Origin of the sequence: Pseudochelatococcus contaminans, from assembly GCF_014195635.1 — a bacterium.
Classification (GTDB): domain Bacteria; phylum Pseudomonadota; class Alphaproteobacteria; order Rhizobiales; family Beijerinckiaceae; genus Pseudochelatococcus; species Pseudochelatococcus contaminans.
The window spans coordinates 904767-926682 of sequence record NZ_JACICC010000001.1 but is presented as its reverse complement, the minus strand read 5'-3'; the positions used below and the strand labels follow the sequence as shown (position 1 = coordinate 926682).

General features: G+C 62.9%; 24 protein-coding genes. 3 read left to right on the top strand and 21 right to left on the bottom strand.

The features are described from left to right. Positions 1–52: 52 nt before the first annotated feature. The 6 genes from FHS81_RS04000 to FHS81_RS03975 form a co-directional block, all read right to left on the bottom strand. A complete protein-coding gene (locus tag FHS81_RS04000; RefSeq protein WP_183750701.1) occupies positions 53–1117 on the bottom strand; it encodes a replication initiator protein A in 1065 nt (354 codons plus the stop codon). A gap of 11 nt (positions 1118–1128) precedes the next feature. Next, a complete protein-coding gene (locus FHS81_RS03995) occupies positions 1129–1410 on the bottom strand; it encodes a helix-turn-helix transcriptional regulator (protein ID WP_183750700.1) in 282 nt (93 codons plus the stop codon). 135 nt (positions 1411–1545) lie between these two features. Then, entirely contained in the window at positions 1546–2043 is a 498-nt protein-coding gene (locus FHS81_RS03990; RefSeq protein WP_183750699.1) for a DNA -binding domain-containing protein, read from the bottom strand. Positions 2044–2092: 49 nt separating this feature from the next. Beyond that, positions 2093–2317 (bottom strand): transcriptional regulator domain-containing protein, encoded by a 225-nt coding sequence (locus FHS81_RS03985; RefSeq protein WP_183750698.1) that lies wholly within the window; start codon positions 2315–2317, stop codon positions 2093–2095. Between the two features lie 125 nt (positions 2318–2442). Next, entirely contained in the window at positions 2443–2706 is a 264-nt protein-coding gene (locus tag FHS81_RS03980) for a DNA -binding domain-containing protein (protein ID WP_183750697.1), read from the bottom strand. Between the two features lie 120 nt (positions 2707–2826). Then, a complete protein-coding gene (locus FHS81_RS03975) occupies positions 2827–3087 on the bottom strand; it encodes a helix-turn-helix domain-containing protein (RefSeq protein ID WP_183750696.1) in 261 nt (86 codons plus the stop codon). A gap of 204 nt (positions 3088–3291) precedes the next feature. Between FHS81_RS03975 and FHS81_RS03970 the strand changes: the two genes are divergently transcribed. Continuing rightward, a complete protein-coding gene (locus FHS81_RS03970) occupies positions 3292–3726 on the top strand; it encodes a hypothetical protein (RefSeq protein WP_183750695.1) in 435 nt (144 codons plus the stop codon). 66 nt (positions 3727–3792) lie between these two features. Here the strand turns inward: FHS81_RS03970 and FHS81_RS03965 are convergent, their stop codons facing one another. From FHS81_RS03965 to FHS81_RS03950, 4 genes are all read right to left on the bottom strand, one after another. Next, positions 3793–4194, bottom strand: a complete 402-nt coding sequence (locus FHS81_RS03965; protein WP_183750694.1) for a single-stranded DNA-binding protein — start codon at positions 4192–4194, stop codon at positions 3793–3795. A gap of 704 nt (positions 4195–4898) precedes the next feature. Then, the gene (locus tag FHS81_RS03960; RefSeq protein WP_183750693.1) at positions 4899–5315 is read right to left on the bottom strand and encodes a hypothetical protein; all 417 of its coding nucleotides are present in this window, start codon (positions 5313–5315) and stop codon (positions 4899–4901) included. Positions 5316–5782: 467 nt separating this feature from the next. Beyond that, the gene (locus FHS81_RS03955) at positions 5783–6631 is read right to left on the bottom strand and encodes a hypothetical protein (RefSeq protein ID WP_183750692.1); all 849 of its coding nucleotides are present in this window, start codon (positions 6629–6631) and stop codon (positions 5783–5785) included. Between the two features lie 4 nt (positions 6632–6635). Continuing rightward, the gene (locus FHS81_RS03950; RefSeq protein WP_183750691.1) at positions 6636–7145 is read right to left on the bottom strand and encodes a hypothetical protein; all 510 of its coding nucleotides are present in this window, start codon (positions 7143–7145) and stop codon (positions 6636–6638) included. Positions 7146–7372: 227 nt separating this feature from the next. Between FHS81_RS03950 and FHS81_RS03945 the strand changes: the two genes are divergently transcribed. Then, positions 7373–8215 carry a restriction endonuclease gene (locus FHS81_RS03945; protein ID WP_246374503.1) on the top strand — a complete coding sequence of 281 codons (843 nt, stop codon included), beginning with the start codon at positions 7373–7375 and terminating at the stop codon, positions 8213–8215. A 302-nt stretch (positions 8216–8517) separates the two neighbouring features. Here FHS81_RS03945 and FHS81_RS03940 read toward each other — a convergent pair whose 3' ends face one another. From FHS81_RS03940 to FHS81_RS03890, 11 genes are all read right to left on the bottom strand, one after another. Next, positions 8518–9453 carry a DUF2493 domain-containing protein gene (locus tag FHS81_RS03940; protein WP_183750689.1) on the bottom strand — a complete coding sequence of 312 codons (936 nt, stop codon included), beginning with the start codon at positions 9451–9453 and terminating at the stop codon, positions 8518–8520. Between the two features lie 337 nt (positions 9454–9790). Next, complete coding sequence (locus tag FHS81_RS03935) at positions 9791–10828, bottom strand: DUF7146 domain-containing protein (protein WP_183750688.1); 1038 nt, start codon at positions 10826–10828, stop codon at positions 9791–9793. Continuing rightward, complete coding sequence (locus tag FHS81_RS03930) at positions 10829–15199, bottom strand: strawberry notch family protein (RefSeq protein WP_183750687.1); 4371 nt, start codon at positions 15197–15199, stop codon at positions 10829–10831. A 158-nt stretch (positions 15200–15357) separates the two neighbouring features. Continuing rightward, positions 15358–15780 (bottom strand): antirestriction protein, encoded by a 423-nt coding sequence (locus FHS81_RS03925; RefSeq protein WP_183750686.1) that lies wholly within the window; start codon positions 15778–15780, stop codon positions 15358–15360. A 121-nt stretch (positions 15781–15901) separates the two neighbouring features. Then, positions 15902–16546 carry an antitoxin of toxin-antitoxin stability system gene (locus FHS81_RS03920; protein ID WP_183750685.1) on the bottom strand — a complete coding sequence of 215 codons (645 nt, stop codon included), beginning with the start codon at positions 16544–16546 and terminating at the stop codon, positions 15902–15904. Continuing rightward, on the bottom strand, positions 16539–16955 hold the full coding sequence (locus FHS81_RS03915; RefSeq protein WP_183750684.1) for a hypothetical protein: 417 nt from the start codon (positions 16953–16955) through the stop codon (positions 16539–16541). The genes FHS81_RS03920 and FHS81_RS03915 overlap by 8 nt, the downstream gene beginning before the upstream one ends. A 57-nt stretch (positions 16956–17012) precedes the next feature. Then, entirely contained in the window at positions 17013–17570 is a 558-nt protein-coding gene (locus tag FHS81_RS03910) for a hypothetical protein (protein WP_183750683.1), read from the bottom strand. Between the two features lie 198 nt (positions 17571–17768). After that, positions 17769–17933, bottom strand: a complete 165-nt coding sequence (locus FHS81_RS03905) for a hypothetical protein (RefSeq protein WP_183750682.1) — start codon at positions 17931–17933, stop codon at positions 17769–17771. A gap of 410 nt (positions 17934–18343) precedes the next feature. Beyond that, the gene (locus FHS81_RS03900; RefSeq protein ID WP_183750681.1) at positions 18344–18643 is read right to left on the bottom strand and encodes a hypothetical protein; all 300 of its coding nucleotides are present in this window, start codon (positions 18641–18643) and stop codon (positions 18344–18346) included. A gap of 89 nt (positions 18644–18732) precedes the next feature. Then, a complete protein-coding gene (locus FHS81_RS03895; RefSeq protein WP_183750680.1) occupies positions 18733–19209 on the bottom strand; it encodes a hypothetical protein in 477 nt (158 codons plus the stop codon). 104 nt (positions 19210–19313) lie between these two features. Further along, positions 19314–21443: a ParB/RepB/Spo0J family partition protein gene (locus FHS81_RS03890; protein WP_183750679.1), complete on the bottom strand. Its 2130-nt coding sequence runs from the start codon at positions 21441–21443 to the stop codon at positions 19314–19316. A gap of 1 nt (position 21444) precedes the next feature. Here FHS81_RS03890 and FHS81_RS19335 point away from each other — a divergent pair, with 1 nt between their 5' ends. Next, entirely contained in the window at positions 21445–21822 is a 378-nt protein-coding gene (locus FHS81_RS19335; protein WP_183750678.1) for a hypothetical protein, read from the top strand. The last annotated feature ends 94 nt before the right edge of the window (positions 21823–21916 follow it).

Genomic DNA, 21916 nt, shown 5'->3' with positions numbered 1-21916 from the left:
TCATGATCCGGCTCCCGGTCCGTGAATCCGGTTCGCGTTTCCTGGAACGAGTTCATGAAACCTCGCCCCGGTTCGCGAAACCTGGCACCCCGACAGAGTTTTCCACACTCGTCGCGCCCAAAAACAAGTTAGATGTATTGTTATATTCTAAGTTACGGGCCGGATTTCGTTCGCTGGGCCAGAGACTTAACTGCGATCCGTGCGTGCGAAGTACAGTGCCGGTTGCGTTCGAAGTACAGATAGTCGGTGCGTTCGAAGTACAGATGCCTTCCACATTTTTTCCACAGGCCGACGACGGGCGTGCCGGCAGAATGTGTAGAAACTCGCGGCCATCTTCGATCTCACGGGTGAGACGATAGCCTGGGAGGGACTGCCGCAGGATCAGGCGGCGCAATTGCAGCGCAAAATCTGAGGGTCGGGCGAGAGCCCCGGACTTCTGGTGCAGATGGGCGAAGTCGAAGCGCCAACCCTGCGGCTGGTGGCCGGCATGTTTGCGGGCGACGCGGTAGAGCCAGCGCTCCAGGCCGCCTGTCAGCCGGAAATAGGCGGGATCGATGGCGAGGACGAGCGTGCGGTCGATGACGCCCCGATAGAGCCAATCGGGCAGGACGAATTCCATGCCCTCGACACGGCCGTCCTGTCGGGTCAGCAACTCCCATTCGTTGATCCAGGAGAACTGATGACGCCGCCAATGCTTGTCATGGCGGATGGTGGTGCGGATCGAGGTCGATTGCAGCCGGTCGAGCGCGCCTTTGAGCAGATCATAGGCCCGAATCCCGGTGCCGCGTCCGGTGGCGGTCAGCAGTTGGTAGGGGGTGAAGCGCAGGAAACGCGATGTCCTGAGGCCGAAGTTCTCGGCCTCGACGATCTGGCTGGCTGCCCAGATCAGGACATCGGCGTCCCAGATCGTCGCCATGCCATGCTCGGGCACGGCGAACACCTCGACCTCAATGTCGCCGGCAGCATAGCGTATGGGGACCGTGCGCCTGGCCTTGGCCAGCGAGAAGAATGGGCGTTCCATCAGATCGCGCTGGTCACGGGGGCTGGCGGCGCCCGTCGCGACCACGAAGGGGTCGAGAAGCGCGCGCTCGGAGGTGGGCAGGCGGCGTTGGGACATGCGCGGCGGCCTCAGCGAGCGGCCCGACCGAGGATCGGCTGGGGTTGCACATCCTGTCGCCGCGCCGGCAGCACGCTGCCCCGTGGATCGGAGGTTGACGTGACGGTGCCCTTGTCGGCCCAGGCTTCCAGTTCGTCGATCGCGTAGACGACGCGTCCGCCGAGCTTGCGGAAAAGAGGGCCGGTCCCATAGGTCCGGTGCTTTTCCAGGGTGCGAGGGGAAAGGCCGAGGAACTCGGCGGCTTCCTTGGTGCGCAGAAAGCGCGGCGGCAAAAGAGCGGAATTGAGGTGCATGGACGCCTCCGTGGGCTGGGGTGGAACCGCTCAGGACAAGCGGCGGACACAGGCCACGGTGGCGAAGGAAAGGGTCGTGGAGGGAGGGGGAATTCAGGGGGTATCAAAATCCCCCACCCCTGGTCGCAAAACCGGCTATTGGCGGCGGCGAAACCGCAGGAGCCTGCGATAGTCGCCAGCGATCATGGCCGCGCCATCCTTCAGAAGATCGCTGACGGCATCGCGCAAGGGTGAGGTCTTCCAGTGTTCGGATGCAATGCGTTCGACGCCGAAGAGGACACGGGCGATTTCGCGTTGACTGGCGTTGTGCTCTCGGGCGTCGACAGCGCGCAGCATGGCCTTGAGCCGGCGACGCTGCTGGGCGGTCATTCGCTGATCGGGCGGAACCTTATAGCCGTGAAGATATCTGAGCAGACGATCGAGGGCGGCGATGCGATCAAGGCCGCTCCTGCCGAGATGAACCAGCGCCGCAAGAGGTGCGTCGGGGCTGCTGCCTGCTGGGACAACAACGTGAAGACCGAGTTGTTCATGCTGCAAGAGTATATGCAGGGTTTCGGGTGTGGCCCTGACATCTTCGTCGAGAAACACACGGAGCGAAACGGGTTCCTCTCCTGGCGGAGGAACTCCGGCCACAAGGCGAAGGACGCTGGTATTGACGCTTTCGCTCCAGAATACAGGTTGTTCATCTGCCGAAAGCCGTGGTCTTGCCGCGAAATCGCAAACCCCAACGGGCCTCCATAGCTGAAGGAATAGCGCTTTCGAGGCGTCCGAGGCGCTTCAGGCTGGAATAGTCTTGCTGATAATCTTTGTTGCGCCGCAGACATTCCCAGGCGAGATCGTCCACGCCTGCCTGTTCGATGAAGTCATAGATTGCGTCAGCGCGCCAGCGCGATGTGTCGGGTCTCATGGCACTCCTCCCACCTGAAAACAGATACACGTCAGACGCGAAATGATTCCGGCAGTTTTGTGCTTGGGGAAGGTCAGTCCGCCGCAAACCGCGTTGCGTATCCGGCAACGCGGCAGGAATACGCCTCAGTTGGGCCGGCCGAGACGCAGCATCTTGTAACCGCGCTCGGTCATCCAATGCGCGCGCGCCAGATGAGTGTCGTGCATCCGGCGGGCGCGTTCCAGTTCGGTCGTTGGATCGATACCGAACAGCACCTCGACGGCTTCTTTCCAATCGGCCCCGTCCGCTTCGGCATCGAGCAGGCGGACATAGAGCTTGATGTGCTCACGGTCATAGTCGGTGAGCAGATCGCCTGTTGGCGCTTCGTTACGAAAGGCCAGCGTCGTCATTTCGGCCCATCCCTATATCGCTGACGCGGCTCATCAGAATGCCGCGCACAATATCGCAGAGATGTGACAGGTAAACCGGGAATCATCACAGGAAGTTGAAGCGATTTGGATTGGGCGGCTTCACGCCGGTTCCTGATCTCGTGATTTGCGTTGTGAAACATCGATCATCACCCCGATATGCGGGCCGGAATTGATGAAGACGATGCCGGCCGCTTCGAGCGCCCTGCGCACTCCATCGGCCGTGCTCTCGAACACGCGCTCGCCATTGACCGACTCCATGCGCTTGAGCGCGGTCAGCGAAACGGCGGCCCTGTCGGCGAGCATCTCCTGTGTCCAACCCAGCAATGCGCGCGCGGCCCGTGTCTGTTGGGCGGTGATCATGCATGATCACCTCCACCGGCACTGATCCGCGCGCCAGAACTACGGCTATAATAGCCGTGTTTTGCTATTATGGCGACCTATAATCGTCGTCCAGGCTGTCGCGGAGAGCTGACGGACGTGATTGATTCGGTTCCTGCGGCCCGCCTCGTTGATGCCCGGATGCTGCGCCATCAAAAGCGTGGTGCAGCAGCGAACGGAGATTTGATGCGGGTAACAATTTTGCCGATAGCAATCATCGCCGCCTTTGTCCTTGCCGGCTGTACATCCGCTCATCAGGACGCACGCCCTGGAGCAGCGCTGGCGCAGCCGGACGTTGTCATGGATGCCGATCCGCCGCCGCCGTTCACCTATTGGGCGCCTGAGGGCTCGATGATCCGCAACCATCCGCGCATTGCGGGGGTGTGGATCGCGGAAACCGAGGGTATCCCGGACAAATACTATTTCGGGGATCAATGCAGGGCATCCGAGTTTCAACGCTATGTCGGGCATGACCTGGATATGTTGCCCGAAAAGTCGGGCGACGCGGTTCGGCGCCTGGCGTGCTCCACCTGTTCGGTCACTTCCGATCTTGGTTGGGCACGCATGAATATCTTCTATGACGAGGAAACACGTATCATCGAGACGATCTCTTGCGGGTGAGAGAACTCACGTCAGGGACAATTGAGAACACCCGGCGGGTTTTGCCGCCGGGTGTTAGGTTCTCGCTTAAAACGGGATCTCATCTCCGTCGTCGATGTGTTTGCCGTCGTTTTCGGTCTGCTTCGCCCGGCTCAGGAAGTCGACCGTCTCGGCAATGATCTCGCAACCGTAGCGGTCATTGCCCTGCTGGTCGGTCCACTTCGTATAGTGGATGCGGCCGCGAACCAGAACCTTCATGCCCTTCTCGCAATACTGCTGGATCGTCTTGCCGAGGCCGTTGAAGGCGGTGATGCGGTGCCATTCGGTGTCCTGAACCCGGTAGCCGTTTTCGTCCCGGATCACCTTGCCTTCCGAGTAGCGGGGGCGCGAGGTGGCCAGCGTGAAGTGGGTGATGCCGGTGCCGCCCTGGGTGGTGTGGGTTTCGGAGTCCTGACCGATGTTGCCGGCGAGAATGACGATGTTCTGCATTGTAAGTCTCCGTTGCTTCTCGGAGGGACCATCCCTCCGACGAGACCCGGCCAAGGCCGTCGGGAGGCTCCCGCACTGACGCCCGGCGGCAGCTTGATCCCCAAGGCCCGGCGTGGGGCGGGCAGCCGCGCTTGCGCGGCAACACGGGCCGGAGCCGCGGGGGTTGCTGGAGAAAACAGAACGGACTTAGGGGATCAGTCAGTCGGAGGGATTGGAGCCTTTGAAAGCACAAACGGGGACACGTAGCCGAACACTTCGTCCTTGCCGGCAACATCGGGGAGGCTCTGGTTGTCCCACACCTTGCAGCGCCAGCGCAACATCACGCCTTCACCTGCCACGGCTCGCCTGCCATGCGCCAAGCAGGCTGGGACGAGAAAAACGGTTACCGGGCTCCGGGCGTGGCGCTGAGCTCAGTCTCATTGGCTGAAGGCGTGATCCAGCAGTATTGCGAGAAGGGGATGATAAAGGTGTTCACGGCTTGCATTCGCTACACAAGGGCCGAGACCGACCCAGCAGAGCAATGACACTACTCGCCTGCCAGACCCACGCCCGATGACCAGGCTTCCTCACGAGGCCAGGCAGATGGAAAAGAAAACGGCATGATCAGCACCCGCACGACTGCTCGATCTTGAGTGGGAACCGAAAACTTGGCAGGCGCATCCAGCCTTGGTTTCGATAGGAAGCGGCGGAGCGTGGCGGCCGGATCAGCGCGACAGAACGGAGACACCGAGAGCATTCAGATTGACCATCGCCGCGATGCCGATGAAGAGACCGCCCATGCCGCCGAGCAGATTGAGTGCAAGCGTGGAATCGACAGCGTTCTTCGTGACGCCATAGACCAGCGCGTAACCGGCGATGGTGGCGGGCACGGCAAAGACAGCGAGCGCGATCAGACGCAGAGCGGGTTTTTTAGCAAAGCCGAGAACCGCGATCACGAGCGCGACTGACAGCAAAGCCGCGCCGATGGCCGCGACACCTGACATCAGGACGCCGGCTCCCGCACCCCAAGCATATTGCGCGGCAGAGATGGCGGCCATGACAGGCAAGGCATAAATCGCGAGATTATAGGCGATCACGCAAGCCGCGATGGTGAGTGAGATGGCGAGCAGAATCAGCGTCATGAGAGAACCTCCAGCTGAACGGTTGAGGATCACCACAGGCTGCCGGAAGATACGCTCCGCCTGCGACTATGCTGCTTCACCGGTTCTGCAAGGATACCAAATTGGACGATGAACATGGCGCCGTGTCAAGTATTGGCGGTTCAGGATAATGTCTCAGTTCGAATTTTCCGCTATGGGGTGGAGGCTGTGGGAAAACTCAACAAGAAAAACATTGAGTAGAAAATGATTCTCCCCAAGGCAAAAGCTTCGGCGTTTTCGGCCCATTTAGAACCTTTAAGCTGAGGATTTCGTCGTGAAATCTACGAAATTCAGCCCTCAGGACACGTGGGTGGAATAGCGTTCTAGCGACGATTGAGAAGACCGAGTTTTCACACAGCCTCGGGTGGTAAGCGGAACGGCACTTTTCGGGCGGCTACGCCCAGAAAGCTGACTTCACCGAGTCCACGAGTTTCGGAGCCCAGTTTCGTTCAGTCTTCTTCGCCGGTGAGTTCTTTCCAGCGGCCGACGTCGACATCGACAAAGCCGGCGGGATAGGTTCGCCCCATGGCGATGAATGCAGCGTCGCCCTCCGTATGGAGGTCGAACACCGCCGACGCCGGAAGCGAAGCTTTTAAATAGAGATCGAAGACCGATTTCTCTGGGATCGCGCCGCGCGCGCGTCCGAAGGTCGCGACCACCGCCTTGCTGGCGGCATGCCTGTGACGGGTCGCCTCAAGCGGGACTGCGATCTCAGCGATCCGTGCCTTGCCGAGCCGTGTCAACGGCGCGGAAAGCGCCGCGTCGCTGACCCAAAAGGAAGCCACCTCGCCGCCCCAGCGTGCCATTAGTGGAGCGACGCCGTTGTCGTCGATCGCAATGGGATGGGAGACCATCCAGAACTTCTCGGAGCGGGCGTCGCGCTGCTCGCTATGAAACGGGCTCGCGTCGTAGAGCCGATCGCCGATCTCGGCTGGCAGGGCGCCCGAGACAACCAGCGCATCGAGGCGGCGGCGCAGGGTGGTCGGGGTGGATAAGTGGATGCCCGAACGGCGCAGCTCCGCGACTTCGGCGTCGGTCAACCGGGTGTAGTGGAAGGCGCGGATGGTGCGTGACGCCATAAGATCTCCCACTCTGTCAAGCAGGGCATAGTACGCGGCCGCATGCGGATTGTCTGGGCGCATGATGGGACGGTCGGGGCCGTCGACGTTGTCGTAGGACAGGAAGATGGCGTGATCGGTATCGAAGTAGCCAATGATCTCTTCCGCCTGCTCTTCGAGGACTTCAAGCAGGCCAAAATCCAAGGTGCGCGCGTCCCAGACATCGATAACACCCGGCATGGCGCTACCCTTCAAGGAGCGCGCCGTGCCGATCCAGCACCTTCATCAGAGCGGTGTTCGCGGCGGTGAAATTGCCAAGCTGGCCGGCGAGCTTGTACTGCCATTTCACGCCATGGAAGAGGTTGTTGCGATAGCGGAGAATGATGATCAGGACGGCGGCGACGCGATCGCGCGGATCATTGTCGCTGCCGTCGATGACAGCGCGGATCAGCGGCTCTTGATCGTTCTTTCGCAGATGCAGGTGGTCGAAGTGACCGGTAAAGGCGCCATTTGCGAAATAGCGTTGCCGAAAATAGCCGAGCTCCGGATCGAAGGACGGCGCGTCGAGTGTCCCGTCCTTTTGCCAGTCATCTACCATGTCGGAGATGGACCGGGCACTTCCTTCGGTGTTGAGCAGGCGGGACTCGAAAAGGGCCCAGAGCAGCGAGAAGTCCGAGATGGCGCTCACCTCCTCGTTTGAGAGGTGATTGAAGCCATGCGCCTTCGCCCTAAGCCAGTCGGTGATTTGTGTCATGAGCAGGTCTATAGGTCAGTTTCAACGTCCGGTATACATCAAAGCTAGAATCATAAATGTGTTTCGAATTCAACGAGTAGAAATTAGAGAATGACAGTATGCCTTAGTATCTGAGTAATTATGGTATGGCGGCCCACGACGGTTCGTCGTGGGGATGAGCGTGCTGATACGGGGTTGTTTCATCAGGCGAACGGGGAGGATTCATGCCAAAGATCAGACCTATAGACATGGCCACGCTCGACCAGATCTTCGACATGGGCGGTGGTTATGTACTCAATTTTTCCGACCGCACGTTCGCCGAGTTCTTTGCGGATGAACTTAACGTCGATATCAATGACGACCTGTATTACGCCGAGGGTGGCTCAAAGGGAAAGCGGCTCCGCTACTACCTCAAACAGGCAGACACCGAGACAGCGGTGAGGACCCTGCAGGCGCTCTGGGAGCATCGGGAGGCATTCCGGCAGATGCGGGGTCTTCCCGATGATGTGCCGAACGCACATGGTCGTCTGCTCGACATCATCGATCGGCTGCGTGGTAACAAGCCTGCCACTGAGAGCACGCTGGTGCGTCCTGCCTACAGTTGGCCCGCTCTCGAACAGATACGGCAAGACCTGATCTCACTGAACAATCATCCACCCCACGATCGTGGCTATCGCTTCGAGGCGTTCCTCAAGTCCTTGTTCGACACCTTCGGCATGAAAGCGCGGGATCCATTCCGCAATCGGGGAGAGCAGATCGACGGTAGCTTCGTCCTAGATGGCGAAATATATCTGCTCGAGGCCAAATGGCAAAGCAACTTGACCGGTATTGGCGATCTCCATGCCTTTCACGGCAAAATCGAACAGAAGGCCGCCTGGGCCCGAGGGCTCTTCGTCAGCTACTCCGGCTTCTCACAGGACGGACTGGTCGCATTTGGGCGTGGCAAACGGATCGTCTGCATGGAGGGGCTTGACATCCATGACGCACTGCAGCGGCAAATACCGATCAACCACGTCATCGAGCAGAAGGTTCGCAGGGCCGCCGAGACCGGCAACTGTCTTATCCGGGTGCGCGACCTATTCGTCTCCTGACTGCTTTCCGCTGTCGCCCTGGATGGGATAGAAGCAATTCGACCCAGAAGCCGAAGGAAAAAAATTGCGGCCGCGTTTGAGAGCCAGCGGTTGCTCTAAAAGCACGCTACGTTCTTGATCGTGCTCAATAGCTGTCGGTCTGTGATCGACCCCCAGTTTCCCGTTGCCCTATTTCCGACGGACGGCGGGTTTCGGGTGCCGACGAAAGCTCCCCGAACGGCTGGGATGGTGTCGGTAGCGGTAATTCAAGAAATTCAGATTGAGGCACTGCCCGGCTGAACCAGCCGCCGGGCGGCGGCGCTTTACGCGCCGCCGTCGAACTTCATGACCGGGATGCCGAGCTTGCGGGCCTTGTCCGCAAGGTTCTCCTGGATGCCGGTGCCGGGAAAGACCAGGACGCCAACCGGCAGGACATCGAGCATGGCGTCGTTGCGCTTGAAGGGCGCGGACTTGGCGTGTTTGGTCCAGTCGGGCTTGAAGGCGACCTGCGGAACCTTGCGGGTGTCGGCCCATTTCGCCGCGATCAACTCGGCGCCCTTGGGCGATCCACCGTGCAGCAGCACCATATCGGGATGCTTGGCATGGACCTGATCGAGCTTGGCCCAGATCAGGCGATGGTCGTTGAAGTCGAGACCGCCGGTGAAGGCGACCCTGGATCCGGCGGGCAGCATCACCTCGGTTTCCGCCCGACGCTTGGCGGCGAGGAAGTCCCGGCTGTCGATCATCGCCGAGGTCAGATTGCGGTGGTTGACCATCGATCCTGAGCGCGGCCGCCAGGCCGATCCGGTCTGGCGCTCGAACTGTTCGGCGGCGACATCGCGGAAGAGTTCCATGCTGTTGCGCCGCTCGATGAAGGTCTGCCCCTCTGCCGTCAGGCGCTCAAGCTCGACCGACTTTACCTCCGAGCCGTCCTGTTCCCGCTGGCCGCGACGCTGGGCCTGCTCGTTATCGTCCAGATCGCGTTCGATCCGGGCGGTGGCGCGGTGGAAGAGATTGACGGTCGACCACAGCAGTTCGTCGAGGTCGGGTTCGAGGCGGGTGTCACTGAGCGTTGCGATCAGGGCGTCGAAGATGTCGGCGACGGCGCCAGCGACGGCATTGCCTTCGGGAAGCGGCCTTGGGTCGGGTTCATCCTCGAACGGACGGTAGCCGTAGAGCTGGAGTTCGTTGAGGAGGTGATCGGTAGGGGATGAAGTGTGTTGCGGCTCGAAACCTGCGTCATCATATTCGGTCATCATGGTGTTCGCCCTTGTCGGATCGACCGCGCCCATCGCGGCCTTCGCAGGCGACGAAAGCTGTCGGGCGGCCCGGACCTGCACCCGCAGCGAAGCGGAGGGCCAAGCCTCCAGCGCTGGATGGCGCAGACCGGCTATTTTGCCTCGCGATGCAAAGCGCCCAAAGGGCGCGGCGGAAAATAGCCGGGCGCAGCCATTGCCGGTCAGGGCCGTTTGACGGCTCGATCGCCCTCTCAGAAGGCCGTGGGCGGCGGCCTCTCCGACCCAGAAGGAAACACCCTGACCGGATATGGCAGGTTCCGCGCTGCCGTGCTCATTCCCCAGCCTGACCGATGCCGCCTCACATTGCGAAAAACCGGCTGACGTCTTCGGGGACGATCTGAACCCGCAAGGCCGACCGTAGTGCATCGATGCCGAGCTGGCGCAGATCCTCATTGAAGTCCCCGAGCACCGGCGACAGGACAATCGCCTCGATCCCGACGCCTCTGGCCCGTTCGACCAGGCGGTCTCGCGCGCCATCCCCCGCCGGATCGGCATCGCGCACGATATAGAGCCGTTTCAGCGTTGCCGGGAACAGGATGGCGGCAAGGTGAGCCGCTGAGAGCGCGGCCATCATCGGCATATGGGGCAGACCCGAGCGGGCCGACAGCACGGTCTCGATCCCTTCGCCGGCCGCCAGAACATCATCCGCCACACCGAAGCGGACGCCGTGCCCCAGGAGATTGCCCATCGCCCGCCTCGGCGTTTCGACAGGGGCTTTGCCGCTACCATTGGGCAGGAGCCAGGTGCGATGCGCGCCGGTCTGGACGCCGCCAAGGTCGGTGACGGCTGCGATCATCGCGGGCCAGGTCTCGGTGGGCGCGTGCCCCTCGGGACGATAGTAGCAGCGCGGATGGAACCGCAGGCTGCCGGTTTCGTGCAAAGCCGTAATCGCACGTTTGCGCAGATGCGTTTCCACGACTGTCCCGCCAATCGGTTGCGCCATGGCGAACAGACGCTGCGCTGACTCCGTTGATCCCGCTGGCGTTCTTCCCGCGCGGGGGTTGGGATGCGGATCGGGCTCCGACCTCGGCAGGCTGAGGAAGGACCGGGCTTCCTCAGTGACGTCCCTGAAGTCGATGAGGCCGCAGCTTTCTCGGATGACGTCGAGCAGGTCGCCGTGTTCGCCCGTTGCCGCGTCGGTCCATTTGCCCGCTGCACCCTTACCGGATTCAGGTCCGGTCAGGCGCACGAACATCGAGCGGCCGGCGCTGTTTTGCACATCGCCGACCAGCCAGTAACGTCCAGCGCGTTTGCCCGACGACAGATAGTGGCGGCATACCGCCTCGGCCTCCCGGCCGAGACGGTGCGCGAGTTCGGAGGCGTCGTGGCGAGCCATTTATGCCGCCTCCCGTTCACCGATGCGCTGGACGGGATACCGCTCCAGCACCTTGGCCAGAACGGCCGGGCCGCTGGTGTCGATCGGCACGAACATCCGCAATTTCCACGAGATGATTTCGTGGAAGAGGCCATAGGCCCGCAGGCGGTCCCGCATGACATCGGTGAAGCCGGACAGCTCGATGCGATTGGCGCCCATGACGCGGCTGCGGCGAAGCTGAAGCCCTTCGCTGAGGTCGAGGATGGTCTTGCCGTCCGTGAGCGCCATGAAGGCGTCGTCCGGCGTCAGCGACGATGTGCCGGTCGCCATCGCGCCGGCAACCCAGGCGGGCGAAACACGACGGCCGACGATGCGCTCACCCTCGTCGGTCTGGAGCCGGTAAACCCGCGTCGAGTCGTTCGGCAGGCGTTTCCAGATCGGCAGCAACAGACCGCTGACGACATGGATTGTGCTGTCGACGAATTCCGGCACCTCGGCCACCTCCTTCTCCCAAAGCCGGGTGAAGGTGGACTGATCGGTCTCGACCCAGTGGGTTTCGTCCATCATCTTGACTGGGACGTTGTGCGCCTCCATCGGCCGGATCAGGCGGATGCGCCGTTCAATCTCGCCATCGTCGAGCATGACGCTGGTGGTCGGGATCTGGACGGCGGCGCGACCAGAGCGCTCGTTGATGAGGAGCTTCGCCCGAGGGTCGGCGAGTTGGTCGAGGGCCGCGTCGAGCGTGACCGGCCGGTTGCGCTCGCGCTGGGTGATGGTCAGCAGCCGGGCCTCGGCCCCGGTGCCGGGATGAACGTGGATGGTCTGGCGGTCGTTGACGGTGAACGATTCCGCCCGCAGCGTTTCGAGTCCTACATCATAGCTTCCGCTGGCGATGGCGCCCTCGATCCTGGCGTTCAGCAATTGCTCGAAGGCGGTGAACAGCACGCCCTGCAATTCGATGGTGAGCGCCAGCAGCCGATTGAGAAAGGTGGTGATCGGCGGCAACTCGTCCTTGATGCCGGTAGAATCCATCAGTTTGAGGCCGGTAGCGTCCTCGAACATTTGCAGCGAGCAGCCTTCGACCTTGCCGCGCACGATCAGCATGTAAAGCTGGCGCAGCGCATCACGCGCGTAGTGGGATTCCAGATTGTCTTCGGGCCGGAACAGGCCCTGTCCGCCGGTCTGGCGCTGGCCTCGCGTGATCGCGCCCAGCGTGTCGAGACGCCGCGCGATGGTCGAAAGGAAGCGCTTTTCCGCCTTCACATTCGTCGAAATCGGCCGGAACAGGGGCGGCTGCTTCTGGTTGGTGCGATTGGTGCGGCCAAGCCCCTGAATGGCGGCGTCGGCCTTCCAGCCCGGTTCGAGCAGATAGTGAACGCGCAGGCGCTGGTTCTTCGCGCCGAGATCGGCGTGATAGGAGCGCCCGGTGCCGCCGGCGTCCGAGAAGATCAGGATGCGCTTCTGATCGTCCATGAAGGCGGCGGTTTCCGCGAGATTGGCCGAGCCGGCGCGGTTCTCGACGGCGAGACGATCAACGCCGCCGGGGCTGGTCATGGAGTCGGCACCCGACCTGCGGACGATGCGCCGCGAGCGTCCCGTCACCTCGGCCACCATATCCGTGCCAAAACGCTGGACGATCTGGTCGAGCGCGCCCGGAACGGGAGGAAGCGAGGCGAGTTTCTCGATCAGCCGGTCGCGGCGGGCGACGGCCTCGCGGCTTTCGACCGGCTGGCCGTCGCGATAGACGGGGCGCGACGATAGATTGCCCTCGTCGTCGGTGAACGGCTCGTAGAGCTGCACCGGGAAGGAATGGGCGAGGTAGTCCAGGACGTATTCCCTCGGCGTGATGTCAACGCGGACGTCGTTCCATTCCTCGGCGGGAAGTTCCGCCAGGCGGCGTTCCATCAGCGCCTCGCCGGTGGAAACAATCTGGATCACGGCGGCATGACCGTCTGCCAGATCGCGGTCGATCGCGGCGATCAGGGTCGGCGTCTTCATGCTGGTGAGCAGATGGCCGAAGAACCTCTGCTTGGCCGATTCAAAGGCGGACCGTGCGGCGGACTTGGCCTGCCGGTTCAACGTGGCGGAGCCGCCATCGCCGCCGCCGGTGATGTTGGCGGCCTGCATCGCGGCGTCGAGATTGTTATGGATGACGGCAAACGCCCCGGCATAGGCGTCATAGATGCGGGTCTGCTCCGGCGTAAGCTGGTGTTCGACCAGTTCGTATTCGACGCCATCATAGGAGAGTGACCGCGCCGTATAGAGGCCGAGCGCCCGAAGATCGCGAGCCAGCACCTCCATCGCCGCGACGCCGCCGGCCTCGATGGCTTCGACGAATTCCGCCCTGGTCGAGAACGGAAAGTCTTCGCCACCCCACAGGCCGAGCCGCTGCGCATAGGCGAGATTGTGAACCGTGGTCGCGCCGGTCGCCGAGACATAGACGATGCGGGCATTCGGCAGGGCGTGCTGGAGGCGAAGCCCCGCGCGCCCCTGCTGCGAGGCGGAGACATCGCCGCGTTCGCCCTTGCCGCCCGCCGCGTTCTGCATGGCGTGGCTCTCGTCGAAAATAATCACGCCATCGAAGTCGGAACCCAGCCAATCGACGATCTGGCGGACGCGCGAAACCTTCTCGCCGCGCTCATCGGAACGCAGCGTGGAATAGGTGGTGAACAGGACGCCTTCGGGCAGTCGAATGTCCTTGCCCTGCGGGAAACGCGACAGCGGCGTGACCAGCAGACGCTCCATGCCGAGCGCCGACCAGTCGCGCTGCGCATCTTCGAGCAGCTTGTCGGATTTGGAGATCCAGACGGCCTTGCGCCTCCCTCTCATCCAGTTGTCGAGGATGATCCCGGCCGACTGGCGGCCTTTGCCCGCGCCGGTGCCGTCGCCGAGCATGAAGCCGCGACGAAAGCGGACGGCGTTTGGTGCATCGTCGGGGGCTGCCGAGACGACATCGAAGGTCTCGTCCAGCGTCCACGAACCGGCGAGGAAGTCCGAATGGGCATCGCCGGCATAGATGACGGTCTCAAGCTGTGCGTCGGATAGCAGGCCATCGGTGACGATGCTGGCGGGAAGCCGCGGCCGGTAGCTCGGCCTGGGTGGCGCGACGCTGGACATGGCCGCCGACTGCACCAGCCTGGTGGGATGGGCCGCAGCGCCGGGAATGCGGATCGCCTGCAACCCGTATTCTTCATAGATGGCGTCGGTGATGCGGCCGTCCTCGGCGGGCGTCCAGTCGACGGTGTCATAGGCGAGTTCGACGCCCTCGGGCTCGGCGACGGTGCGGACGGGAGAGGATGCGGCGGCGCGGGCGAGATAACCGCGAACGGTGCGCGGCGCTGCGAGCGCGGCAACGGGAACGGCGACCGAGGCATCGACCGGCAAGCGCGCCGGAACATGCTCGCCTATCCAGCCGATCAGGGTGGCAACATCGGGCGCGATCCCCGGCGAGGCCGGGAATACGGTCGGATCGTCGGCGGGCAGCTTGTCGATGACGGTCAGGCGGGTGTCGATCGTGGTGCCATGCTTGGCATAGACCGCGCCGTCGATGGGCGCGGTGAACACCACGCGGCCATGTTCCTGAAGCCGGATGAAGGCCGCTGCCCAAGCGGGCGTATCGGGTGCGAAGCTCGATCCGGTGATCGTCACCAGCCGGCCGCCATCGGCCAGACGCGCCAGGGCCGAGGCGACATGGCGATAGGCCGCGTCGGCCATCCGGCCGGAGACATTGGCCATCACTGAGAAGGGAGGGTTCATCAACACCACGCTCGGAACGAGCGCCGGATCGAGATGATCGTGGATCTGCGCCGCGTCGAAGCGGGTGACGGGATTGGCCGGAAAGAGGTGGGAGAGAAGATCGGCGCGGGTCTCCGCCAGCTCGTTCAGCACCAGCGATCCGCCGGCGATCTCCGCCAGGATGGCGAGAAGCCCGGTGCCTGCCGAGGGTTCCAGAACCCGGTCGGCGGGGGTGATGGCGGCGGCGGTAGCGGCGATCAGGCCAAGCGGGATCGGCGTCGAGAACTGCTGGAAGGTCTGACTTTCTTCCGAACGGCGCGTGTGGGTGGGCAGCAGCCCGGCGATCTTCGTCAGTAGCGGCAGGCTGGCGGCCTGAGACCCGGCTTTGCGGAAAAGCGCCTTTCCGTATTTGCGCAGAAACAGCACGGTCGCCGCCTCGCAGGCTTCATAGGCGGTTTTCCAGTCCCAGGCGCCGGTGGCGTCGGACGCGCCAAAGGCGGTTTCCATCGCGCCGCGCAAGGTCGCGGCATCGACGCGCTGGCCGCGTTCGAGATGGGGAAGGAGGAGAAGTGCTGCCTGATGGACGGCGAAGGCCGTGTCGGCGGCAGGAACGAGCGGTGCGGCCGGAAGCTGAGCGGCGGCAGTAGCATATGTCATGGGAGGGAACCTCGGAGAGCGAAGCGGGATGAACCGGGTGATGCTCTCTCTCGACCGCACCGGCTCAAACCCCTTCCGGCCCGCCTCTTGCTCTCAAATGACCGGCCGTGGCCGACATGGAAAAAGCGCCCTGCCGTGAGGTGGGGCGCTCGGAATGCTCAGTCGATGGCTTGAAATATTTCCGACGCTTCGGGGTGATCCGCTGCAAAAGCGTAAAGGCGGCTATATCCCTCGGCCAGAAGGACGGATTCGTATTTGAAGGAAAGATGCGAGAGGGCGAAAAGCGTGGCGATGATGCCAGCGGCGCCGGCGGAGACGTCGCCCTCGTAGCCATTGGTCTCGCAGGTGATCCGGTAGCGGGGCCTGGACGTCGGCACGAGATAGAGAGGCTTGCCTTCATGCTCGTAGAAATCCCAGAAGCCCCCGCCATAGTCGCGTGGACTGAGCAAGCCCATCAGATTGTAGAGCGTATTTTCGGCGATGATCAGATGTTGCCGACCGAACAGGGTTGGAAGGAAAGTCTCGCGACGCTGATTGGGAACAAGCGTGGCATGGCATATCGTGGTTTCGGGTGCTGACATGGGGTCTGTGCCTCCAGAGAGCAGGAACGGATCGAGCCGCGCAGCGCTCTCGACCGCACTGGCTCAAACCCGTTCCGGCCCACCTTTTCCTTTCACTGGCGGAGTCGCTACACCCCGCCGTTCAGCCGAAACGTCGGCCCGACGCCGAGAACGTGTAATCGTTGGCGGCGATGGTCTGGTCGACGGCCTCGTCCGAGGAGAGCCAGTCGTATTCGCGTTCGAGCTGGCGATAGAGCCAGCGCGCGAGATCGCGCAGCGCCTCGATCACGGTGTCCTCGGCGTCGGCGGTCATGTCCTGCCAGGTTGGGCTGTCGCGCTCGACGGAGATCCCCATGCAATATTCGTGACAATAGTGACCGCGAAGGCTGGCCTCGGCGTGAAGCTGGTAGAAATTGCACCGCTGGATTGCCTGTAAGGCGTCGGCGATGCGGTGCAGCATCTCGTCCTGCGGCGCATGGGCCATGATCTCGGCCGAGGCAGACTTCCGGTAGGAATAATGGCACTCGAACGACGCGCCATCGCCTTGCGACCAGAAGCCCCTGAACCAGATGCAGGGTTCTTGGCCAGCGCCGCCGCCCATGAGGCGGACAGTGCGGGTCTTGAAGCGGATGCCGAGGATTTCCGCGATACGCTGGAAATCTTCATAGACGGCATCATGCCATTCGTAGTCGAAGCCGCCCTCGCGATACCAGGCGCGCGCCTTGTCCTTCGCCGCATCAGAAAGCTCGTCGAGCCGATAGACGGTCGTTTCGATGATCTCAGGCATTGGGATCACCTCTGTCCAGCACCTCGGCAAGCCAGCCATCGGTATAGGTCCAGGCAACGGTTTGGCCGGTGGCCAGATCAAGGACGTGTGCCCCGCCGCCGAACGCTCCCACCCGTGGTTTCGAGCATGTCGTTGCATACTGGAATCCCCATAGTCCGGTCAGGCCGAACTCGGCAGCGCAGCGTTTGACGAACTGGATGACATGCTCGGGATCGCCGGTGACGTCATCGCGTATCCAGAGCTGCGTGCCGCCATGCTCGGGCTGGATCGAAAGCAGGAAACTATCCGAGGGCGGGTCTTCGGCGGCATTTTCCTCGGACTGCGCATTATAGAGGTCGAGCGCGCGGGCAGCGTTTTCGGGAGTGCCTACGTCGAGTAGGCAGGAGAAATGGGTGTAATAATCGGCCATGATGGTCTCCGAACATGACAATGCCCGGCATCACGCCGGGCAGAACTGGGTGGAAGATCAGGCGGCTTGCGGCAGGCTGAGTAGTTCGGCCGCGGTCTCACGCCAGAAGGGATCGACCAGCCGCGCTTCAAGCAGGCTGGCGCGGTAACGCAGGTTGCGGGCCGATCCGTGATCGCCGTTTCCCGACGCCGAAAAGGCCATGCCGCGCAGCCGGCTGGCCTCGTTCACGATACGGCGGGCCTCGCAGTCAGAGGCAACCGGCTGCTGCCAAAGGATGATCCGGGCGCGGACTTCTCCGGCGAGCACCAGAGCCTGTTCGCGGTCCTGAATGACCATGACGCGCGGGTGAAAACATAGCCTGTCGTCGGAACTGGCGTGGATGTCGCCACGCGACAGGCGCAGGGCGGCGAAACTCATGGCCTCTTCAGGAGACGGGCATTCGCCGAGCAGGACGATACGGTCGAAGCTGGCAGGATCGTCGCCGCCGTCATAGCTGACGGTGCCAATACAGAAGGCGCGCAGCGATGAATTCTGGGCGCGATAGAGCTGGGGAAGAACTTCGGTCGTAAGGATCTGGCCGATCGGCCGGAAGGTCGCAGCACGAGAATAGGTCATCGGGATCACTCCGCGACGGGCGGCGGAAGCCTCTCCTCCAGCCTTCAACCCGTCACGGCCAACCGGCCCACACTCTCCCTCTCTCTGGCCGGAGGCATTGACCCCGGCGCTGCTGTTTGCGATGAGCGGCCATCGCAAGATGGAAGGCCCGGTCGCGTCCTTGCACGATCCGGGCCGTCGATGTGAGGCGCAAGCGCCTTATTGCCAGGGATCTATTTCGAGTTCGACCATATCCTCGTCGCCGTCGAACTCGCTCGCCACCATGGCGCCGTGGGTGCCGTCCCCTGCCTGGAACACGACGATTGCGACCATCAGCGTGGTGGCGAGGCTGGCGGCGAAGGCTGTGGCATCTGTATAGGACATGGTTCCGGCTCCTGTCTTGAGAGGCGGAGGACCATCCCCCGCGCGACAGGCGCCCGAAGTGTCTGACCGGATCTGCAATCACCGCAGGCGTTCGGGCATGTCCCGAATCCGTGCGGCGGCACGCTCGCGTAGCCGACCCTTGATGGGTTGATTGATTAAGAGCCGGATCGGACCAAGGTTTGCGAATGGAAGCGGGGGATGGTGTTTCGCATCTGACTGGAGCCGGAAACCCCTATGCGAGATGTCATGCCCGCCGGCCTTGCCGCCACGCTGATCTTTGGGAAGACAAGTGTTCCGCGCCACGACGGCATCCGGCTTGCCATCGGGAGAATGAGGTTGCTCTATGGTCGGACGCGGCATCGAACCGCTGGCTTTAGGCCAGAGGCATTGCATGGTCCGGGACGAAGCCGTCAGCGCCACAGGCCGTCCGCGGTCTCGCGGGCGATCATCGCTCGGGCTTTCATCATCACCGCGTCGCCGGTGGTGTCGATATGATGAAAGAACCGCGCTGCCGGTCCATTCTCCGACCAGTCTGTGTAGGTGCAATATTCCCGCGTGGTCAGCTTGAAGACCAGCATGTCGCTGGCCCAATGCGGTTTCGGTTCGAGATCGACGACAAGCCCGTTCCGGCTTTCCTCCCACGGCAAGCTGCGCTCGGTGGAAGGGTTTTCGCGGTCCTGCGCGAAGATCGCGTCGATGGTGATGGACATGGATGGCCTCCTGAAAACGAAAAAGGCCCGGCCTCCTGCGGGGAGACCGGGCCGGATGACAAAACAGCGATTGCTGCTCGCTGTTGCGATCAGGCTGCTGCCCGGCCTTCAACGACATCGGCGCCAACCTCGTCGGCGGTGACATCTTCCAGTCGGGCCGAACGGTATCGGTTCTTCAGCAGCCACAGCTCGGCGGCCTCACGGCTTTCGGCCAGGTGCAGCAACTCGCTGTTGCCCCCGAAATCCTGAAGCACGCGCACCATGCCGATGGCGGGGCGCTCGACGATCTCGAAGGATAGATCGCTGTCGACCGAATGCGAGCGCATGACGGTCACGAGGATCACGCCGGCACTGGCGAAATTGCCTTCATGCAGGGTGATGGAGGCCGGAGAGGAATAGGTCGGGCGCTCGCGCGCCGGTTCCTTCCTCACCAGCCGGCCGACGCCGTTGCGGCGCTCCCAGGCCGCGAGCTTCTTGGTAAAGCGGGCCGGCGGCTTCGGGGCGTGGTCGGTGTAGCGGATCAATGCCCCGAGCGGCGCGGTGTCGTGGATGATATTTGCGGACATGAAAGAGGTCTCCGTGAAACAAGAAAGGCCCGGCGGATGCCGGGCCTGATGGATCGAAGGTGTGGAAAGGAACGGGGCGACCGGAGCCGCCCCATCGGTGAGGATTATTCGGCAGCGATCATATGCGCCGCATCATCCTTGGCATGGACGTCATCCTCGTCATCACCGGCAAGGAAGTCCGGCAGCGCCTCGACGTCGTCCTGCGCGCCCGCATCGTCCGGGGCCTGATCCGGCTCGAACAGACGCAGCGGCTCGGGCAACCAGCCGGTCTCGGCCAGCAGGCGTTCGGCCTCCTTGGCCATATCGCCCTTCTTCAGGTGCTCGATCAGGGAAGCCGCGCGTTCGCCAGCGCCCTCGCGCACCGCTTCGAGGATGCGCGGCTTGGTGACACGGCCGAGATAGTTCTCGACCGTCGGCTGCCATCCGGCGTTCTCCACCATGTCGAGACCCGTCGCGCGCGCCAGCCGGTCGGCCTGCGCCAAACGCTGATCCAGGCTGTGCTGCGACACCCCGGAGCCGCCGTAACGGTCGACCTTTTCGTAAAGCGCATTTACGCCATAGGCGACGCAATGGGCGAGCAAGGCCATGCGGCTGGCGTCGTCGAGCGCGGCGATCCAGTCCCAAAGCGCGTCGTCATCGGTCGGCAGGTCCGCCTTCCAGTCCTCATACCGCGTCTCGATCCCCTTGGCCGAAGGGCTGTCCTTCAGGTCCGTGCCCTGGGTCGAGAAAAAGTGGTGACGCACGGTGACTTCCAGGCATCCGTTCGGCGCGGAATAGTGGTATCGCTCCATCACCAGCCGGTGCAGCAGCGCCGTCATGGCGACATGGGGATTGTTCGCCAGCGCATCGTGTAGCGCCAGCGTCCGGTGGGCCGTCAGTTCCGTGACCAGCCGTTCCGGCAGCGGCTTGATGACGTCATCTTCCTCCTCGGGTTCGGCCGGCTGACCGCCGACGGTGATGACCGCGCGCTGCACGGCCGGGTCCGAGGACACCGCACCATCGGATTCCGCGCCTTCGGGGTTGTTCTCGGCGTCCACGGCCAGGGGCGCTTCGTCCTCGGGACGGACATAGCCGCGATCGATCGACAGACGGCCTTCGCGGTTGATGCTGATGAACACGCCGGCGCGGGCCATCTCCGCCGGATCGTAGATCACCGGCCGATCCTCGAAGGCTGCGAGCGCGGTTTCGATTTCACCGACCCGCTCGTCCACCGCGTCGGGATATTCCTCGGCCTCGGCATATTCGGCTTCCAGCGCCTCATATTCGGTCGTCAGGGCGTCGAAACTCGCCTGTTCCTCATCGGTCAGCGGGGTGGTCGTGCCGATCAGCCGGCGCAGGCCATGACCGTAGCCATAGGGCGTCTCGACGCGCGCATCGACCCACTTCCAGCCTTCGGCGGCGATGACCTCGGCCTCGGCCTTCAGTCTGTCGTCGGTGAGCTGGTCGAGCAGAGCGACATCCTGAAGCCAGCCGCCATCGTCCGACTGGAACAGGTCGTTCAGCACGATGCCGCCAGCCGTCTCATAGGCATCGACGCCGACGAACTGCGCGCGCTTGTCGGTTGCGCGCACCGTCGTCTCGGTCAGCATGCGCCGGATCTGATGCGGCTCCTTCGACCAGCTATCCTTGATCGCGTCCCAGACCTGTTCCTGACGGGCGTGATCGGGATTGACGGTGAAGGCCATGAGCTGCTCCAGCGTCACGCCGTCTTCGGCATAAAGGTCGAGCAGCGAGGGCGCGACAGACGCCAGGCGCAGGCGCTGCTTCACCACGTTCGCCGAGACGAAGAAGGCCGCGGCGATCTCTTCTTCGGACATGCCCTTGAGGCGCATATCCTGAAACGCGCGATACTGGTCGAGGGGGTGCAGCGGCGCGCGCTGGATATTCTCGGCCAGGCTGTCGTCCTCGGGGAGGATGTTGCAGCCGGCCTCGCGCACGACGCACGGCACGGGCGCGGTCTTGACCAGACGCTTGGCCTTCACCAGCAGTTCGAGCGCCCGATAGCGGCGGCCGCCGGCGGGAATCTCGAACATGCCGGTCTCATTGCCATCGGCATCAACGACGGGACGCACATTGAGCCCCTGAAGCAGGCCGCGCCGGGCGATGTCCTGCGACAGTTCCTCGATCGACACGCCAGCCTTGATGCGCCGCACGTTCGACTGGCTGAGGATCAGCTTGTTGAAGGGAATGTCGCGCGAGGACGACAGGGTGATCTTCTGAACGGCAGTAGCCATCGTGGTAGTCTCCGCAACGGGCGCCGAGAGCCTCTCTCTCGACCTCAAACCCGTCACGAAAACCCCCACACTCCTCTTACTCTCTTGCGGCTGGACAGCCCGGAACGCCGTGGCTGCGCAAAGACGGAAGCCGCCTTCGCGCGCCGCACCGACCCTCACATTCGTTCAGCCAGAGATCGAGCTGGCCCCGGTCGGTATCCGTCGTCAGATCCACGGCATCAAGGGGAACAGCCGAACGGTGCCAATAGACCTCGCCACGAAACCCGCGAAACCCGGTGCGGATCGTCCGGTCGAGATCGGCGGCATCGGCCCAGGCATCGGGATCACTATCGCGCATGTCTCGCCAGCGCGCGTCGGAGTGGAACGGCAACCGATGTAGGCGCTCTTGGAACGCTGCACTACGAGGATTCCCGAAGTGCTATCCGATTGTCCAAAACCGTTTCAAAAACCGTTTCAAATCGGATTTTTGCAAC

Bases quoted from the DNA above. Each gene is read 5' to 3' on its own strand.
- FHS81_RS04000 (WP_183750701.1), bottom strand. From the start codon at position 1,117: ATGTCCCAACGCCGCCTGCCCACCTCCGAGCGCGCGCTTCTCGACCCC.
- FHS81_RS03995 (WP_183750700.1), bottom strand. From the start codon at position 1,410: ATGCACCTCAATTCCGCTCTTTTGCCGCCGCGCTTTCTGCGCACCAAG.
- FHS81_RS03985 (WP_183750698.1), bottom strand. From the start codon at position 2,317: ATGAGACCCGACACATCGCGCTGGCGCGCTGACGCAATCTATGACTTC.
- FHS81_RS03980 (WP_183750697.1), bottom strand. From the start codon at position 2,706: ATGACGACGCTGGCCTTTCGTAACGAAGCGCCAACAGGCGATCTGCTC.
- FHS81_RS03975 (WP_183750696.1), bottom strand. From the start codon at position 3,087: ATGATCACCGCCCAACAGACACGGGCCGCGCGCGCATTGCTGGGTTGG.
- FHS81_RS03970 (WP_183750695.1), top strand. From the start codon at position 3,292: ATGCGGGTAACAATTTTGCCGATAGCAATCATCGCCGCCTTTGTCCTT.
- FHS81_RS03965 (WP_183750694.1), bottom strand. From the start codon at position 4,194: ATGCAGAACATCGTCATTCTCGCCGGCAACATCGGTCAGGACTCCGAA.
- FHS81_RS03960 (WP_183750693.1), bottom strand. From the start codon at position 5,315: ATGACGCTGATTCTGCTCGCCATCTCACTCACCATCGCGGCTTGCGTG.
- FHS81_RS03955 (WP_183750692.1), bottom strand. From the start codon at position 6,631: ATGCCGGGTGTTATCGATGTCTGGGACGCGCGCACCTTGGATTTTGGC.
- FHS81_RS03950 (WP_183750691.1), bottom strand. From the start codon at position 7,145: ATGACACAAATCACCGACTGGCTTAGGGCGAAGGCGCATGGCTTCAAT.
- FHS81_RS03945 (WP_246374503.1), top strand. From the start codon at position 7,373: ATGGCCACGCTCGACCAGATCTTCGACATGGGCGGTGGTTATGTACTC.
- FHS81_RS03940 (WP_183750689.1), bottom strand. From the start codon at position 9,453: ATGATGACCGAATATGATGACGCAGGTTTCGAGCCGCAACACACTTCA.
- FHS81_RS03935 (WP_183750688.1), bottom strand. From the start codon at position 10,828: ATGGCTCGCCACGACGCCTCCGAACTCGCGCACCGTCTCGGCCGGGAG.
- FHS81_RS03930 (WP_183750687.1), bottom strand. From the start codon at position 15,199: ATGACATATGCTACTGCCGCCGCTCAGCTTCCGGCCGCACCGCTCGTT.
- FHS81_RS03925 (WP_183750686.1), bottom strand. From the start codon at position 15,780: ATGTCAGCACCCGAAACCACGATATGCCATGCCACGCTTGTTCCCAAT.
- FHS81_RS03920 (WP_183750685.1), bottom strand. From the start codon at position 16,546: ATGCCTGAGATCATCGAAACGACCGTCTATCGGCTCGACGAGCTTTCT.
- FHS81_RS03915 (WP_183750684.1), bottom strand. From the start codon at position 16,955: ATGGCCGATTATTACACCCATTTCTCCTGCCTACTCGACGTAGGCACT.
- FHS81_RS03910 (WP_183750683.1), bottom strand. From the start codon at position 17,570: ATGACCTATTCTCGTGCTGCGACCTTCCGGCCGATCGGCCAGATCCTT.
- FHS81_RS03905 (WP_183750682.1), bottom strand. From the start codon at position 17,933: ATGTCCTATACAGATGCCACAGCCTTCGCCGCCAGCCTCGCCACCACG.
- FHS81_RS03900 (WP_183750681.1), bottom strand. From the start codon at position 18,643: ATGTCCATCACCATCGACGCGATCTTCGCGCAGGACCGCGAAAACCCT.
- FHS81_RS03895 (WP_183750680.1), bottom strand. From the start codon at position 19,209: ATGTCCGCAAATATCATCCACGACACCGCGCCGCTCGGGGCATTGATC.
- FHS81_RS03890 (WP_183750679.1), bottom strand. From the start codon at position 21,443: ATGGCTACTGCCGTTCAGAAGATCACCCTGTCGTCCTCGCGCGACATT.